Source organism: Bradyrhizobium sp. USDA 4510 (genome assembly GCF_054059095.1).
In genome coordinates this window covers 3,907,822-3,922,040 of record NZ_JBSSBT010000001.1, presented here as the reverse complement: position 1 = coordinate 3,922,040, position 14,219 = coordinate 3,907,822, and the positions used below count along the sequence as shown (strand labels likewise).

Annotated in this window: 14 protein-coding genes and 1 riboswitch; of the genes, 4 read left to right on the top strand and 10 right to left on the bottom strand. The window is 64.8% G+C overall.

Going from position 1 to position 14,219, the window contains the following annotated elements; translation table 11 throughout:
- Positions 1 to 25: 25 nt before the first annotated feature.
- The 9 genes from ACVMDN_RS17890 to ACVMDN_RS17850 form a co-directional block, all read right to left on the bottom strand.
- A complete protein-coding gene (locus ACVMDN_RS17890) occupies positions 26 to 454 on the bottom strand; it encodes a hypothetical protein (RefSeq protein WP_026192810.1) in 429 nt (142 codons plus the stop codon).
- Positions 455 to 710: 256 nt separating this feature from the next.
- On the bottom strand, positions 711 to 1,415 hold the full coding sequence (lexA, locus tag ACVMDN_RS17885; protein WP_016841600.1) for a transcriptional repressor LexA: 705 nt from the start codon (positions 1,413 to 1,415) through the stop codon (positions 711 to 713).
- 243 nt (positions 1,416 to 1,658) lie between these two features.
- On the bottom strand, positions 1,659 to 2,870 hold the full coding sequence (locus ACVMDN_RS17880) for a molybdopterin molybdotransferase MoeA (protein WP_076825422.1): 1,212 nt from the start codon (positions 2,868 to 2,870) through the stop codon (positions 1,659 to 1,661).
- Positions 2,871 to 2,896: 26 nt separating this feature from the next.
- A complete protein-coding gene (locus tag ACVMDN_RS17875; RefSeq protein WP_076825423.1) occupies positions 2,897 to 3,523 on the bottom strand; it encodes an HAD family hydrolase in 627 nt (208 codons plus the stop codon).
- Positions 3,524 to 4,203: 680 nt separating this feature from the next.
- Positions 4,204 to 5,475 carry a serine hydroxymethyltransferase gene (locus ACVMDN_RS17870; RefSeq protein ID WP_253639768.1) on the bottom strand — a complete coding sequence of 424 codons (1,272 nt, stop codon included), beginning with the start codon at positions 5,473 to 5,475 and terminating at the stop codon, positions 4,204 to 4,206.
- 36 nt (positions 5,476 to 5,511) lie between these two features.
- Positions 5,512 to 5,597, bottom strand: a riboswitch (ZMP/ZTP riboswitch).
- A gap of 289 nt (positions 5,598 to 5,886) precedes the next feature.
- Positions 5,887 to 6,333, bottom strand: coding sequence for a YybH family protein (locus ACVMDN_RS17865; protein WP_076825427.1), 447 nt, complete (start codon positions 6,331 to 6,333; stop codon positions 5,887 to 5,889).
- 101 nt (positions 6,334 to 6,434) lie between these two features.
- Positions 6,435 to 7,127 (bottom strand): winged helix-turn-helix transcriptional regulator, encoded by a 693-nt coding sequence (locus ACVMDN_RS17860; RefSeq protein ID WP_076825429.1) that lies wholly within the window; start codon positions 7,125 to 7,127, stop codon positions 6,435 to 6,437.
- Positions 7,128 to 7,337: 210 nt separating this feature from the next.
- Positions 7,338 to 8,000, bottom strand: coding sequence for a response regulator (locus ACVMDN_RS17855; protein WP_456835083.1), 663 nt, complete (start codon positions 7,998 to 8,000; stop codon positions 7,338 to 7,340).
- Complete coding sequence (locus ACVMDN_RS17850; protein ID WP_076825503.1) at positions 7,997 to 9,418, bottom strand: sensor histidine kinase; 1,422 nt, start codon at positions 9,416 to 9,418, stop codon at positions 7,997 to 7,999. The genes ACVMDN_RS17855 and ACVMDN_RS17850 overlap by 4 nt, the downstream gene beginning before the upstream one ends.
- Positions 9,419 to 9,654: 236 nt before the next feature.
- On the opposite strand from ACVMDN_RS17850, the gene ACVMDN_RS17845 reads away from it, so the two are divergent.
- The 3 genes from ACVMDN_RS17845 (at position 9,655) to ACVMDN_RS17835 (ending at position 12,204) form a co-directional block, all read left to right on the top strand.
- On the top strand, positions 9,655 to 10,590 hold the full coding sequence (locus ACVMDN_RS17845; RefSeq protein ID WP_310884643.1) for a DUF3280 domain-containing protein: 936 nt from the start codon (positions 9,655 to 9,657) through the stop codon (positions 10,588 to 10,590).
- Positions 10,591 to 10,727: 137 nt separating this feature from the next.
- Positions 10,728 to 11,639: an amino acid ABC transporter substrate-binding protein gene (locus ACVMDN_RS17840; protein WP_310884644.1), complete on the top strand. Its 912-nt coding sequence runs from the start codon at positions 10,728 to 10,730 to the stop codon at positions 11,637 to 11,639.
- Between the two features lie 277 nt (positions 11,640 to 11,916).
- Positions 11,917 to 12,204: a hypothetical protein gene (locus ACVMDN_RS17835; protein ID WP_143270718.1), complete on the top strand. Its 288-nt coding sequence runs from the start codon at positions 11,917 to 11,919 to the stop codon at positions 12,202 to 12,204.
- 54 nt (positions 12,205 to 12,258) lie between these two features.
- Here the strand turns inward: ACVMDN_RS17835 and ACVMDN_RS17830 are convergent, their stop codons facing one another.
- Positions 12,259 to 12,663: a hypothetical protein gene (locus ACVMDN_RS17830; protein WP_076825434.1), complete on the bottom strand. Its 405-nt coding sequence runs from the start codon at positions 12,661 to 12,663 to the stop codon at positions 12,259 to 12,261.
- Between the two features lie 234 nt (positions 12,664 to 12,897).
- On the opposite strand from ACVMDN_RS17830, the gene ACVMDN_RS17825 reads away from it, so the two are divergent.
- Positions 12,898 to 14,091, top strand: coding sequence for an NADH:flavin oxidoreductase/NADH oxidase (locus tag ACVMDN_RS17825; RefSeq protein ID WP_253639771.1), 1,194 nt, complete (start codon positions 12,898 to 12,900; stop codon positions 14,089 to 14,091).
- Positions 14,092 to 14,219 lie beyond the last annotated feature (128 nt).

Here is a 14,219-nt window from a genome sequence, read left to right as displayed (position 1 = left end):
AGCTCATTCCACGGCGACGATGCGCTCAACCCAAAAACAGCGTTGCGAATGCGGAAGGCCGCCGCTCCACAACCTTCGGCTTCTGCTCGACCGGCGGATGCAGCGCCGGCAATTGCAGCACGCTGACGCGCTGTCCCTCGACCAGCTGGGTCACCAGCACATGGCTGCCGTCGGGGAATTCGACCGCATCATGATGCCGATCGGGCACGTCGGGCTCGACTTCGTTGAATACGCCGACGCGATAGTTCAGCGTCTTGGTCCAGATCCAGCGGCTGTCGTAGCGAACGTTCTCGGCGAAAGCGAGCTCGGTGCCCGGCAGCATGCAGACCGCGACAGTGGGGTCATTCTCCGAAGCAAAGCCGCGGGTCGACGTGCCGCGGAACGTCGTCGTGATCAGCGTCTCTCCGACAATGGCGGGGCGCGATGCCACGGCGTGCAGACTATAGTCACACATCGGATGGCTCCTCATTTCGAGGTAGCGACCCCTGCCTCTCCTTGAGGCATTAGGGCCTCTACCAGAGTGGACGATAGCGAACGAGCGTCTGCTCGTTTCTGGGCGATTGTACGACTGGTCCGAGATCGCTCCGATCACAAACACGCGACGCTGCGCGAGAGGTATCGGAGCGCATCGGGCAGGCCGTACGCTACACTATCATGCAAGGAACGATCCGACGTGTTGCTCGTTCCCGGCCGCCGCAAGTATTTGCAATTCAGTATTTGCGATAAAGGCCGATCAGCTTGCCCTGGATGCGGACCCGGTTCGGCGGCAGGATGCGCACTTCATAGGCGGTGTTGGCCGGCTCGAGCGCGATCGATGCGCCGCGGCGGCGGAAGCGCTTCAGGGTCGCTTCCTCCTCGTCGATCAGCGCCACCACGATGTCGCCGGTATTGGCGACGTCGTTGCGCTGGATCAGCGCCATGTCGCCGTCGAGGATGCCGGCATCGACCATCGAGTCGCCGCGTACCTCGAGCGCGTAGTGCTCGCCGGCGCCGAGCATGTCGGGCGGCACGCTGATGGTGTGGCTGCGGGTCTGCAGCGCCTCGATCGGCGTACCGGCGGCGATCCGGCCCATCACGGGGACCGCGACCGGACGGTTGCCGTCGTCCTCGGCAATCGGCGGCGTGCTGGCGCGCCGGCCGAGGGTGCCTTCGATGACGCTGGGCGTGAAGCCGCGGCGACCGTTGCCGCCGCCGGCCGAGAGTTCGGGCAGCTTGATGACCTCGATGGCGCGGGCGCGGTTCGGCAGACGGCGGATGAAGCCGCGCTCCTCCAGCGCAGTGATCAGGCGGTGGATACCGGACTTCGAGCGCAGGTCGAGCGCATCCTTCATCTCGTCGAAGGAGGGCGGTACGCCGGCCTCTTTCAGACGTTCATTGATGAAACGCAGTAGTTCGTACTGTTTGCGCGTGAGCATCTCGAGTATTCCCCCGGTTGATAGCGTCGTTCGATTCCGAGACTCTTCTGGTGGGGCCTGCAGGCCGGGCCTGACCTCAGGAGCATGTGCTCGATGCACCTGCTTCCATGCAGCTTCCCGAATGTAGACACCAGCACTCGAAACAAATCATGAACGGACACTATATGTTCGATATGTGTTCCGCAACCACTTAATTTCCGGTGAACGTGTCGGGCAACGCACAATCGGCGGGGCGCGAAAACCCTATTCGGGCAGTGTCAGGATCTCGCATTCGCTGCCTTCGACGGCCGCCGCCGCGAACGGCGGGCGCACGAGAAGTGCCCGTGCCGCAGCGAGATTCCCGAGCAACGACGAGTCCTGCTGCGTCACCGGCGTTGCGATCAACGTGCCGTCCTCGCGCGCTTCGAGCCGTGCACGCAGATAGTCCTCGCGCTGGTCGTTGGCGGCGAGGTCGCGGCCGAGCAGGGCGCTCGTGCGGCGATGATGAATCACTTTCCGGCCGCTCAGCGCCCGAATCAACGGCACCAGGAACAGGAAGGCGCAGACATAGGACGACACCGGATTGCCGGGCAGGCCGATCACCCTCATCGCGCCGAGCCGGCCATGCATCATCGGCTTGCCGGGCCGCATCGCAATCCGCCAGAACGTCATGTCGACGCCCTCGGCTTCCAGCGACCGCTTGACGAGATCGTGGTCGCCGACCGAGGCGCCGCCTGTCGTGATCAGGACATCGGCACCGGCCTCGCGCGCCCGGCGGATGCCCGCCGTGGTCGCCTCCACCGTGTCGGCGGCAACGCCGAGGTCGACGGTCTCGGCGCCCTCGGCGCGCGCCAGCGCCCGCAGCGCGTAGCCGTTGGAATAGACGATCTGGCCGGGGCCGGGCTGCGAGCCCGGCATCACCAGCTCGTCGCCGGTCGCCAGCACCGCGACCTTCGGGCGGCGGCGCACCGCAAGTCCCGGATAGTTCATGGCGGCCGCCAGCGACAGCGCGCGGTCGGACAGGCGGCTGCCGCCGGCGAGCAGCACCTCGCCCTCACGGAAGTCGACCCCAGCCGGGCGGATGTGCCGCCCGACGCTGGCGGCCTCCGTGATCGTGATGTGGTCGCCGTCGACGGCGGTGTCCTCCTGGATGATCACCGCGTCGGCGCCATTGGGGATCACGCCGCCGGTGAAGATCCGCACCGCCTCGCCGGCGCCGACCGTCCGGTCGAACGGCCGGCCGGCGGCGACTTCGCCGATCACCTTGAGCCGGGCCTTTAGATCAGCCGCATCGGCGGCGCGCACCGCATAGCCGTCCATCGCCGACATCGGCTGCGGCGGCTGGGTGCGGAGCGCCGCGAGGTCGTGCGCAAGCGTGCGGTGGTAGGCGGCATCGAGCGCGACCATCTCCTCCGGCAGCGGTTCGGCGCCGGCGAGGACGGCGGACAGGGCATCGGCAACCGGCATCAGGGCCACGCTCAGAGTTCCTCAATTCCTAATCTTCAAATTCCAAGTGCGGTCAAAGCCCTTGCCACGTCATCCGTCGATGTCACGTGGATAGCATAAAGGCCGCGGGCCCGCGCACCTTCGATATTGGCGGCCAGGTCGTCGAAAAACAGGATCCGCGACGCCGGCACGCCGATGGCTTTTACCACATGATCATAGGCCTCGGCGTCGGGTTTGCGGAAGCCGATGCTCGAGGACAGGAAGACGTTGCGGAAATGGCTGAGCAGCTCGGCATGGGTGACCGAGAAATGCGCGACATGGGCCGGATTGGTGTTGGAGAAGGCGTAGAGCGGCATCCGCTTGGCGGCCGCCGCGAGCAGCGGGGCGATGCCCGGCATCTCGCCGGTGAAGATCGCATTCCAGCCTTCGAGGAACTGGGCGTCCGTGATGTTGATGCCGAGCGTCCGGCGCAGATTCTCGAAGAATGCCGCGTCGTCGATCCGGCCGATCTCATGATGCTTGAAACTGTCGTCGACGACAAAGCGCGTGGCGAGCTCGGCGGGCGCACACCCGGCATGCTGCGCCCAGTGCGCCATCACCTTGTCAAAGTTGATGTCGAGCACGACGCGGCCGATATCGAACAGCAGCACGTCGACGGAGTTGGGAGTGAATTGCGAGGTCATTGCATGAAACCGTGTACGAGAATTGCGGGCAGGCGGCAATGTCCTCGATTTCAGTGACCGGTGTGTGGATTGTACGTGGCGTTGCATCCATCGCGAGACTGTTCCCGCGCACACCACCGTCGTCCCGGCGAAGGCCGGGACCCATAACCACCGCATTTGATCAGGAACGGGATCGTGGCCCCAGCGTCGCGCAACAATTGAGATTTGGGGTAAGGGGTCCCGGCCTTCGCCGGGACGACGGCGGGTGTCGTCGCTTGTGCGTCAAACATCCGCATTCTCGCGACATGATCTGTCCGAGCCTTGCTCTTCGTTTCACCCTATATTTTTGCTACGGGGCTTGGCTTGCCGCGTCGGGCAACTCAGTGGCACGCGCGCGCGCTTTCAGGGTACCAAGCGACTTGATACCTGCCGGCGGCTTGGTGCCCGCCGGCGTCGCTCTCACAGCCTGGACAGCGCCAAGCCGAGGTAACCGATCAGCGCACCGGTGCTGAGAATGATGACGACGAGCGCCTGTTCCGAGCGTGCTTGCAAGGTTTTCCGGGTCACGGCGTTGGACGCTCCGCTTCGAGATCATGCGGTCCAACGAACAGCAACGATTTCCGTTCCGGTCCTTCCCCCGGGAACCTTCACGACCTGCCGAGTGACGCGACGGGCGCGGAACAGGAACGCAGGTCGGCCGCCTACGAGGGCGGCGCGATCCCCGGAACGGGGAAAGCGCGGCACATCTCGACGCTGATCGACCTCAGTCGCTTGACGACCGCTGCATCTCCCTTCGACCGGAGGGACTCCGCAATGAGTTCGGCGATCAGGCGCATTTCGGGCTCGCCCATGCCGCGCGTGGTCGCCGCCGGCGTCCCGAGGCGAATGCCGCTCGGCTTGAGCGGCGGATGCGGATCGTCGGGAATGATCTGCTTGTTTGCGGTGATCCCAACGGCGTCGAGGATGTTCTCGGCCGCGCTGCCGTCCACGCCGACGCTGGCCACGGTATCCACGACCATCATGTGATTGTCGGTTCCGCCGGTGATCAACGTCATGCCGCGTTCCATCAACGCTTCGGCCAGGACCTTCGCGTTGCGCATGACCAGCCTTGCATAGGCATGAAAATCGGACGTCGAAGCCTTCTTCAGCGTGACCGCGGTTCCGGCCACAACGTTCATGTGCGGACCTCCCTGCAATCCCGGGAACACCGACGCGTCTATCTTGCCGGCGAACTCCCGGCGACAAAGAACGATGCCGCCACGCGGCCCGCGAAGCGTCTTGTGCGATGTCGTCGTCATCACGTCGAAACCCGCATCGAGCGGATTGCGCAAGGCGTTGCCGGCGATCAGGCCGCCGTAATGGCTGACGTCGGCCATGGTCAGTGCACCCACTTCATCGGCGATGCTCTTGAAGGACGCATAATCCAGATCGCGCGGATAAGAGCTGTAGCCGCACAGCACCAGCTTCGGGCGGACGTGCCGGGCCATGGCGCGGAGCTCATCGAAATCGATGGCGCCGCCGTTTGACGGCTGCGTCTTGTAGCGGGCGAAGTTGAAGAGCCGCCCCATGTGCGACACCGGCGCGCCATGAGTGAGATGGCCGCCGTGTGAAAGGTCCATCGCCAAGATCGTATCGCCGGGCTGCAGCAGGCCGAGATACACGGCCTGGTTCATTGGCGACCCGGACAGAGGCTGAACGTTGGCATGTTCGGCGCGGAACAGCGCGCAAGCGCGCTGGCGGGCAAGGTTCTCTATCTGGTCGGTGAATTCCTGGCCGCCGTAATAGCGACGTCCCGGATAGCCCTCGGAATACTTGTTGGTGAACACCGATCCGAGCAGCTCGAGCACCTCGGGATAGGTGTAGTTCTCCGACGGAATCAGCTCGACGCCGTCTTGCTGGCGGCGCTCTTCGCCCTCGAGCGCAAGGGCAACTTCCGAATCGTTGAGATGGAGTTCATTGCGGAATGACGGCATGGTCCGGGCTCCCTAAGACGCTGGATCATCAGCTGAACGGGTTGCCCAGGCGAACGGCGTTGAAACCCTTCGCGCTTCACCGTGGTCAATTCCACGTAAGCTCGCCAGTCGCGCGAGGGACGAATGAGCCTGCGAGGCTCATCGCGAGCAGAAGGCTATCCAATCCCCGGCGGGCTCGCAAGGGTTGGTTGCTGGCGCCGCCGCGGGCCCAGCGTTGGGCGAGATCGAACATCTGGCGACAGCCACGGCAATGGCGACCAAACCGAGGGACGTCCGGCTTACCCAATGAACCGATGTCCCGATGATCAATGCCGTCTTCGGCTGAGGGCCAATAAGGTGCATGACCATCCGTCACTTGCGGGCCGTCAGGCTTGCGGGGTGGCTGACCGTGTGGCTGTGGCACCCGCGAATCTATTCCTTGACGAAGATATGAGACTTTATCTTCCACTGCCCGTCGGGTTGGCGTTCAAGCAGTCTCACGGTGCTGCCAGAAATTGGCGCCGCCTTCTCATTTATTACTAGCGTGGCCGTGAAATGCGAGGTGGTGTAGGCGTATTTTCCCATGGGCAACACATCGAGCAGCTCAACCTTGTGATCTCTGACGCTTCTTCCCCGCCCGGCAAAGAAATTACGGATTGCCAAAGGGCCGGTGACTGGCTGCGCACCAGGCGGCATCAATCTGGCGTCAGCGGCATACAACGGTAACAGGGCATCGAAGTCTGCGTTGTTGATGGCGGCATCCCATTTGGCAGCCGCCGAGGAAAGTTCGTCGGCAGGTGGGGCTGCCCCTGCGGGACTGACGCAAGTACAAGTAAAGATCAACAACAGGGTGCATGAAAGAAGAGAAGGGCGGCTCATCTTTGCCTCCTTTAGCTGAGATGCTTAGCGCGGGAGCGCATTCGCAAACGCTATAGCCGAGGCAAGCAGAACCACTAGTCCAGAAAGTGGACTGGATATCCTCAACTGGCTGAGACTCGATCTGCGGCCGCCGGCGCCTCATCGGCATATTTGCTGCGTGGGAACCAAGTCCGCATGCTGTTCACAAGATGCCTGGGACCGTCGATCTCGATTTTGCCGAGCTCACACGCCCGTAGCAGCGGCATCTCGTCTACGAAAATCTGCACGAGCGTCAGCAGACTCGCATAGAGGCTGATATCGACCTTGAAGCCGGGGTCATCCCAGCAAAGATCGGCTTCCTCCTTCTTCACAACAAACCACCAGCGCTTTGGCCGAGCGTCCGCAATCTCGATGTACAGAACGAAGTCGCATGGAATGTGCCTTAGATCGAACGAACGGCGCATATTCCACATGAGCCGGCCCGCGTGAAGTTCGTTGGGTGTGAGCTGGCTGCGAGCCCATTTGTGGCCCCAATAGCCCATTGCATCGATAATTGGCCTGGCTTCCCTGGCTGCCTGGGTTGGATGGTACTCCCAATGCCCGTTATCGCCTGATCTGCGTGAGATTAGCCCGGCTTCTTCTAGCGTTTGCAGGCGCTTGGAGAGGAGGGTCGGCGACATCTGCGGGATGCCGCGGCGAAGCTGGTTGAAGTGGTGGGACCCCAGCAACAGTTCGCGGAGCAGGAGCGGGGTCCACCGCTCCGTGAGAATTTCCGCAGCTTTGGCTACGGGGCAAAATGATCCATAGCCTTTCATGACGAGAACTTTAGCATCACGAGGGCCACCAAGGTAGTCCAGGTTCTGAACTATGTCCCAGACGAGCCAGCATCGAGGCTGTCCTGGAGGTCTGTTACGCGATTTTCTCGAGACTCGGCCATTCGACGATGCCGGCTCGATGTTCGGTTTGCCCGGAGGCAGATGCGGCTCGATTTGCCAGTACGCGGCCTGGCTGGTGCCACCGTGGGCTCAGCGTTCGCCGAGATCGATCTGCGTGAGGATGCCTTGCCGCAGCGCGAGGCGGACCAACTCGATATCGGTGCCGACGCCGAGCTTGTCCTTGATTAGGGAATGCAGGTTCGCGACCGTCTTGGGGCTGAGGTGCAGTGCCTCGGCGATCTCCTCGGTGGTGTTTTCCGCGAGCAGCATCCGCAGCACCTCGAATTCCCGCGCGGTCAGGAGGTCGGCCGCCTTGGTCTCGCCGGCAAGGTGGCTGAGCGCGAGCTCGTGGTCGATATCCGGGCTGATCGCGATCTTGCCCGACAGCGCATCCATCACGGCGTGCACCAGCGTCTCCGGCGGGCTGGTCTTGGTGACATAGCCGCTCGCGCCGGTGCGGATCGCCTGCACGGCAAAGGCCGCGTTCTGGTGCATGGTGAACACCAGGATTTTTGCGCGCCTGTCCCACTGCCGGAGGCGGCGAATGGCCTCGATGCCGCCGATGCCGGGCATCGACAGGTCCATGATGACGAGGTCGGGCCCGGTCTCCTTGTAGAGGCGGTAGGCCTCGACACCGTCGGAGGCTTCGGCGACGACGCAGAGGCCCGGCTGCTTCTGCAGCATCGCCCGGTAGCCCTCCCGGACGACGGCGTGGTCGTCGACCAGCATGATGGTGCGCGCCGCGTGGCTCATGCCGCGCGCTCCACCGGTGCGGCCTCTCGGCTGGCTGCGACGGGAACGATGACGCGGAGCGAGGAGCCGCTGGGCTGTCCGGTCTCGAAGCTGAGCCGCCCGCCCAGCGCGGCGACCCGTTCGCGCATGCCGAGCAGGCCGAGGCCGGACCTGAGCTGGGGATCGCCTTGCGGATCGCCGGGCTGGCCGTCATCGTCGATCGCGAGCACGATCGCGCTGTCGCCGCCGCCAGGCGGCGCCTCGCGCATCTCAAGCCGCAGCATGACGCGCGTGGCGCCGGCATGCTTGGCGGCGTTGGTGAGCGCCTCCTGCACGATGCGGTAGAGATTGGCGCTGACGGAGGCGACAAGGCGCTCGAACGATCCCGATATGGTGATCTCGAACCGTGGCTGTCCGCGGCTGCGGCCGTTCCAGCCGGCGACCAGGCCCTCGAGGCTGGCCGCAAGTCCGAGTTCGTCGACATCGGGCGGGCGGAGCCGGAAGAGGGCGCCGCGCAACGTCTCCATCATGTCGGTCGCGGTCCGCGCGATGCCGTCGCATTCGGCGAGCAAAGGCGGGCAATCCGCGGCCGCGGTTTGGCGCGCCGAGGCGGCGAGCGCACGGATTGCGGCCAGCGACTGCCCGAACTCGTCATGCAGCTCACGCGCGAGGTGCCGGCGCTCCTCGTCCTGCACCAGGATCAGTTTCTGCGTCAGCGCGTTGCGGTCGGAGAGCGCGGCGGCGAGGCGCTCGGCGAGCTGGTTGAAGACATCGCCGATCGCCGACAGTTCGGCGAGATCGAACGGCGGCAGGCGCGCGGCGAGGTCGCCTGCGGCGATCCGCTCGAGCCCGTCGCGGATCTGCCGCGTCGGACGCAGCGCGCGCGCCAGCGCCGCATAGACCAGGGCGCAGAGCAGCGGCAGCGCGATCATGAACACCGCCATCAGCCGGCCGGCATCGTGCCAGGCCTCGGCGGTCGGCACCGCCGGATCGATCCAGGCCACGGCCTCGCCGATGGCATTGCCGCGCGAAACCACCTGCCGCACCACCTCGCGGCAGGGATCGAACAGGCGGCGATAGAGCGCCGCGAAGGCCAGCGGCGGCGCGGCCGTGTCAGTCTGCGAGCCGCCGCAGAAGCGCTGGCTGATCTCGCCGCTATTGCTGCGAAAGGCGAGGCACAGTCCCGGCGTCATGACCGAGGCGGCAACGCTGTCGAGATCGGGAAATTCGGAGCGCGCATTGTTCAGCCACTGGATCTTGCTCTGCTGCAGCTCCAGCGTCTTGGCGGCGACATCGGCAACGGCCGCGATCCGCCCGCGCACCGAGCGGTCGGCCTCGATCAGGAAATAGCCGGAGATGACGGCAAAGCAGAGCGTCGAGACGATCGCCACGCGCAACGTCAACCGCAGTTTCAGATCGCTTCCGGACCAATTCCACATTGGCGTATCCTCAAGATCGAAGGCGGACTTCGGCGCGCGATCGCGGGCAGGGTCGTCACGCACATTAAACGGCAGAACGGAGGCGCCGAGAAGCGCTGCCATAGCCGTTCTTCGGGCGCGGACCATCGTCGTGAAATTTTCCCGGCACCGGGCGGGAGGCACTCCGCTGCGGCGCGGAGGCCAGTTGGCCCAGGATGCGACCGACCCGCCCGCGCCAGCAGCTGAAAGGCCCAATCATGCACCAGTCGCGCCTCGTCTTGCTCGCCCTCGCGTTGACCGGCCTTCTGGCCAGACCTTGTCCGCCGCGCGCCGAGACCGGCACGGTGCCGGCATCTCACCTTGGCGTCAGCATCGATGATTTCAGCTACGTCGACACCTCGGGCGAGGTGATCGACCAGACCGCCGTGCACCAGAAGCGGCTCGACGCGTTCATGCGCGCGCTGCGCGCCGACGTCGCCGCGGAGCCGCGCTATCGCCTGGTGCCAGCAGCGGCGTCCGCAGGCGAGGCCCGGATCAAGGTGGTCGGCGGCGTGCAGAAGATGAGCACGCTGGTGCAGTGGGCCAAGGTGGCGGTCGTCGATGTCGAAGGGAGCCGCGTGCTGTACGAAAAGCTCTACACGTTTCGCGGCGACAATGACGACGCATGGGACCATGCGCGGATGTTCGTGTCGCGCGAGGTGCTCGGCGTGCTCGCGGCCGTGTTGCCGCCGGCACAGACCGCCACGGCTGCGCCGATCGGGCTTGCGGTGTTCGAGTTCGAGCTTGAGGACACCTCCGCGGCGCCGGCATCCGGCCTTGCCGACGCCGATGCGGCCTACCTCGCCGATGTGACCAAGGGCGTGCGTGACCGGCTTGCGCAGTCGGGCCGCTACCGCCTGGTCGATACCGGCGGCGCGACCGCCGAGCCCGTCAAGGCGCGTGCGCTGCGCGACTGCGACGGCTGCGAGGCCGCGATCGCGCAACAGCTCGGCGCAGATCAATCGCTGATCGGCGTGATCAGGCGGGTCAGCCGGACCGAATACACGATCGGCTTCCAGCTGCGCGACGCCCGCAGCGGCGCGGTCGTCTCACGCGGCGACAGCGGCCTGCGGATGGGCGCCGATTATTCCTGGACCCGTGGCGCGGTCCGCCTGGTCGGCGATCGCCTGCTCGAAGGTGGGGCGCAGCGCTAGGGATGCTTCGCGGCTGCGGCTGCAACTCTGGCAGGCGGACCATAGCAAAGTGCGATAGCTGCTAGACACACCGTCATCTGGCTCCGGGCTCATGCGTGCGCTATCACCGCCGCCTGATCACCGCACAGGAGCCGCCGATGCGTTTGCCCGCCATCTTCTTCGCCCTCACGCTCGCCGCAAGCCCCGCGGCGGCCGAGGAGCTGTCGGGCACGCTGCAGAAGATCAAGGAGACGAAGAAGGTCACGCTCGGCTTTCAGGAGGCTTCCGTTCCCTTCAGCTATCTCGACGACAATCAGCGGCCGATCGGCTTTGCGCTCGACATCTGCCTGAAGATCGTCGATGCCGTGAAGAAGGAGCTCGGCGTAACTGACATCGCCGTCGACTACCTCCCGGTGACCTCGTCGAACCGCATTCCGCTGATGGTCAACGGCACGATCGATCTGCATTGCTCGGCGACCACCAACAGCGCGGACCGCCAGAAGCAGGTGACCTTCACCAACACGCACTTTCTCAGCGCGACACGGTTTGCCGCCAAGAAATCCGCTGGCATCAACACGATCGACGACCTCAAGGGCAAGTCCGTCACCGCCGTTGCGGGCTCGGTGAACCTCACGCAGCTCATCAAGGTCAACACCGAACGCAAGCTCGGCATCAACGTTCTCCCGGCCAAGGACCAGGCCGAGGCGTTTTTGATGCTGGAGACCGATCGCGCCCAGGCCTACGCGCTCGACGATGTCCAGCTTGCGGTTGCGATCGCGCGGTCGAAGCAGCCTTCGCTCTACATGATCAGCGAGGAGGCGTTCTCGAAGGCAGAGCCGTTCGGCATCATGCTGCGCAGGGAGGACACCCCGTTCAAGGTGCTCGCCGACCGCGCCACGGCGGAACTCTACAAGAGCCCCGAGATCGAGGTCATGTACAGGAAGTGGCTGGAAGCGCCGACCCCGCCGAAAGGTATCAATTACAACGTCCCGATGTCGCCGGCGCTGCGCCACGCGTTCGCCCATCCGAGTTCGAGCTTCGATCCCGACGTGTACGAGGTCGGCAAGTAGCGTCACTTGCGGGTGTGCCAGCGCAAATCGATTGTGGTTCTCGGAAGCCGCTGCGCTCACCCCCGCGCCGAGCGGCAGTCCGGGTGCACCTCCAATGATTTATGGCCCCAGCGTGACGGCTGGGGCCGCAGGAGGTGGTGTGTGCCTCTGGGGCAATGAATCAGAGGACAACCACTGAACCGCACATCGATGACAATGTTCCAACAGGCTGCGGCCGGCCGTGCCATGCTGCCATGCAGACTGAGAAGCTTGCAGACCGCGCCAGGACCGTACCATCATGACGTCGGCCGGCCCGAATCGAATGCGGGCCTGGTGGACGTCTCCAGCGTCGGCCTTCGGCCCCAAAGGGTGCCGGGGTCACATTCCGTTTGCAGCTAATTTTTTCCGTTATGCCGATTGTTCTGCGGAGCCGACATTGAACCACGATGCATTGGCCAAGCTCACCGTCACCATCATTGTCCTGGTCGCGTTGCTGGTATGGCGCGTTGCCGACCAGAAGAAGTCGATTGAATGCGGCGCAAATTGCCCAACCGACCTCTCTGCGAGCCGGAAGGCCGCCCAATAATATCTGAGCGACTCGATCCCGGTTCACGGCCGCCTGGTCAGCATGGCGCGTAGCCTAGCGCTTTGCGGGTGGGCCGCTCTTGTTGCCTGGTTGTCCCTTGATGTTCGACGAATCCTGTTCCTGGACATGCAGGTTCTGCGAGTTCGAGCCGACCGTGCCTTGCTTGGCGGGCGGCCCGCTCTTGTTGCCCGGCGCGCCGGCGATTCCGGTTCCGGAACTTTGAGCGCTCGGGGACGTCGTGGCGTTTGGGGAACCGGCGGCCGTGTCGGGGCGCCCCGGAGGCGTTGCGGCCGCGCCGGGCCTGTCCTGATCGCCGACATAGCCGGATTCACCGGAGTTGCGGGTCTTGGCACCCTTGTCGGCCTCGTTTTGCAGGTTCTGGGCAACCGCGTGTTGCGCCAGTATCGGGCTGGTTGCCATGGCACCGGCGATGAGCAGTGCGATTGTGCGGGTTCTCATGAGTGTCCCTCCTCTGGGTTGCCGGGGACAACACGTATCGCGATCATCATTTCCTATGCGCGCGAAAAATCGCCGCGAGGGAACAAGCATCGCGAACGTGCCGCGGCCGGCTACAGCGATCCGTTTGAGTGGTCGCACCGCGCCTCTATCGGCCATCGTGCGGCGCGTATATCGTCCGCGCCAAACACAAGATCGGTCCCGGCACGCCGGGTAACGACGCATAATGAGGAAGCGATGTCCGACATGCTGCTGTTTTCGCCAATGACCATCCGCGGCGTCACGCTGAAGAACCGCATCGTGGTGCCGCCGATGCACCAATATTCCGCCGAGAAGGGCTTTCCGACCGACTGGCATCTGATGAATGCCGGCAAGTTCGCCGCCGGCGGCGCCGGTCTCGTGATCGTCGAATCGACCAAGGTCGAGCGGCGCGGCTGCGGCACGATCGGCGATCTCGGCATCTGGGACGACAAGTTCATCGCGCCGCTCAGTCGCCTCGTCGGCTTCATCAAGCAGCAGAACGCGGTCGCCGGCATCCAGCTCGGTCATTCCGGCCGCAAGGCGCGCGCAAGCCGGCCCTGGGAGGGGGATCGTCCGCTCGAACGCACCGCCGAGATCGAGGACTGGGATGCCTGGACGCCGGTGGCGCCGAGCGCGATCGCCCATAGCGAGCGCTGGCCGGTGCCGCGCGCGCTGGATACGCACGAGGTGAAGGACCTCGTCGCAGCCTGGGGGCAGGCGGCACGACGCGCCCATGCGGCAGGGTTCGAGGTGCTGGAACTGCACGGCGCCCATGGCTATCTCGTGCACGAATTCCTCTCCGGGCGCTCCAACCAGCGCAGCGACGAATATGGCGGCTCGGAAGCCAACCGGATGCGCTTCCTGATCGAGGTCACCGAGGCGGTGCGGGCGCACTGGCCGGATCACAAGCCGCTGTTCGTGCGGCTGTCGGTCGAGGACAACGCCGGCTGGGGCCCGGAGCAGAGCGCGCGGCTCGCCAGGATCCTGAAAGCGAAGGGGGTCGACGTGATCGATTGCTCATCGGGCGGAATCAGCGAGATGGCGCCGATCCTGGGCAAGGAGATCAAATACAATTATCAGGTGCCGCTCGCGGAATATGTCCGCGCCCATGCCGATATCATGACCATGGCGGTCGGCCTGATCATCCATGGAGACCAGGCCGAACAAATCCTGCGTGATAAACAAGCAGATTTGATCGCGGTCGGCCGGGAAATCCTCAATAACCCGAACTGGCCGATGGACGCCGCGCTCAAGCTCGGCGTCGAGGGGCCGTTCCGCAATGTTCCTCCGCAGTTCGGCTACTGGCTGGGCACGCGGGCCAAGCGCGGATTCGGCACCCAGCCGTCGACCTGGCAGAACGGGTTGCGGGAGACTGGGCCAAAGGCCGACGAAAGGCTGGCAGGGGGCTGACAAGAGGCCGATCCGGGCACCGTGACAGGACCGTAATGGTCCGGTGACAAGGCGGCCTTGATCCGACCAAAAAGCCGTTGTGTGGTGCCCCGCGTCGGGGTGGGGCCGAATGTTGCGAAACGTTGCCG

What these genes read in the sequence shown, in the direction of transcription:
- ACVMDN_RS17845 (WP_310884643.1), top strand. Translation starts at nt 9,655, where the DNA reads ATGCACCAGTCGCGCCTCGTCTTGCTCGCCCTCGCGTTGACCGGCCTT.
- ACVMDN_RS17865 (WP_076825427.1), bottom strand. Translation starts at nt 6,333, where the DNA reads ATGAGCCGCCCTTCTCTTCTTTCATGCACCCTGTTGTTGATCTTTACT.
- ACVMDN_RS17875 (WP_076825423.1), bottom strand. Translation starts at nt 3,523, where the DNA reads ATGACCTCGCAATTCACTCCCAACTCCGTCGACGTGCTGCTGTTCGAT.
- ACVMDN_RS17890 (WP_026192810.1), bottom strand. Translation starts at nt 454, where the DNA reads ATGTGTGACTATAGTCTGCACGCCGTGGCATCGCGCCCCGCCATTGTC.
- lexA (WP_016841600.1), bottom strand. Translation starts at nt 1,415, where the DNA reads ATGCTCACGCGCAAACAGTACGAACTACTGCGTTTCATCAATGAACGT.
- ACVMDN_RS17830 (WP_076825434.1), bottom strand. Translation starts at nt 12,663, where the DNA reads ATGAGAACCCGCACAATCGCACTGCTCATCGCCGGTGCCATGGCAACC.
- ACVMDN_RS17835 (WP_143270718.1), top strand. Translation starts at nt 11,917, where the DNA reads ATGACGTCGGCCGGCCCGAATCGAATGCGGGCCTGGTGGACGTCTCCA.
- ACVMDN_RS17855 (WP_456835083.1), bottom strand. Translation starts at nt 8,000, where the DNA reads ATGAGCCACGCGGCGCGCACCATCATGCTGGTCGACGACCACGCCGTC.
- ACVMDN_RS17850 (WP_076825503.1), bottom strand. Translation starts at nt 9,418, where the DNA reads ATGTGGAATTGGTCCGGAAGCGATCTGAAACTGCGGTTGACGTTGCGC.
- ACVMDN_RS17860 (WP_076825429.1), bottom strand. Translation starts at nt 7,127, where the DNA reads ATGAAAGGCTATGGATCATTTTGCCCCGTAGCCAAAGCTGCGGAAATT.
- ACVMDN_RS17870 (WP_253639768.1), bottom strand. Translation starts at nt 5,475, where the DNA reads ATGCCGTCATTCCGCAATGAACTCCATCTCAACGATTCGGAAGTTGCC.
- ACVMDN_RS17825 (WP_253639771.1), top strand. Translation starts at nt 12,898, where the DNA reads ATGTCCGACATGCTGCTGTTTTCGCCAATGACCATCCGCGGCGTCACG.
- ACVMDN_RS17840 (WP_310884644.1), top strand. Translation starts at nt 10,728, where the DNA reads ATGCGTTTGCCCGCCATCTTCTTCGCCCTCACGCTCGCCGCAAGCCCC.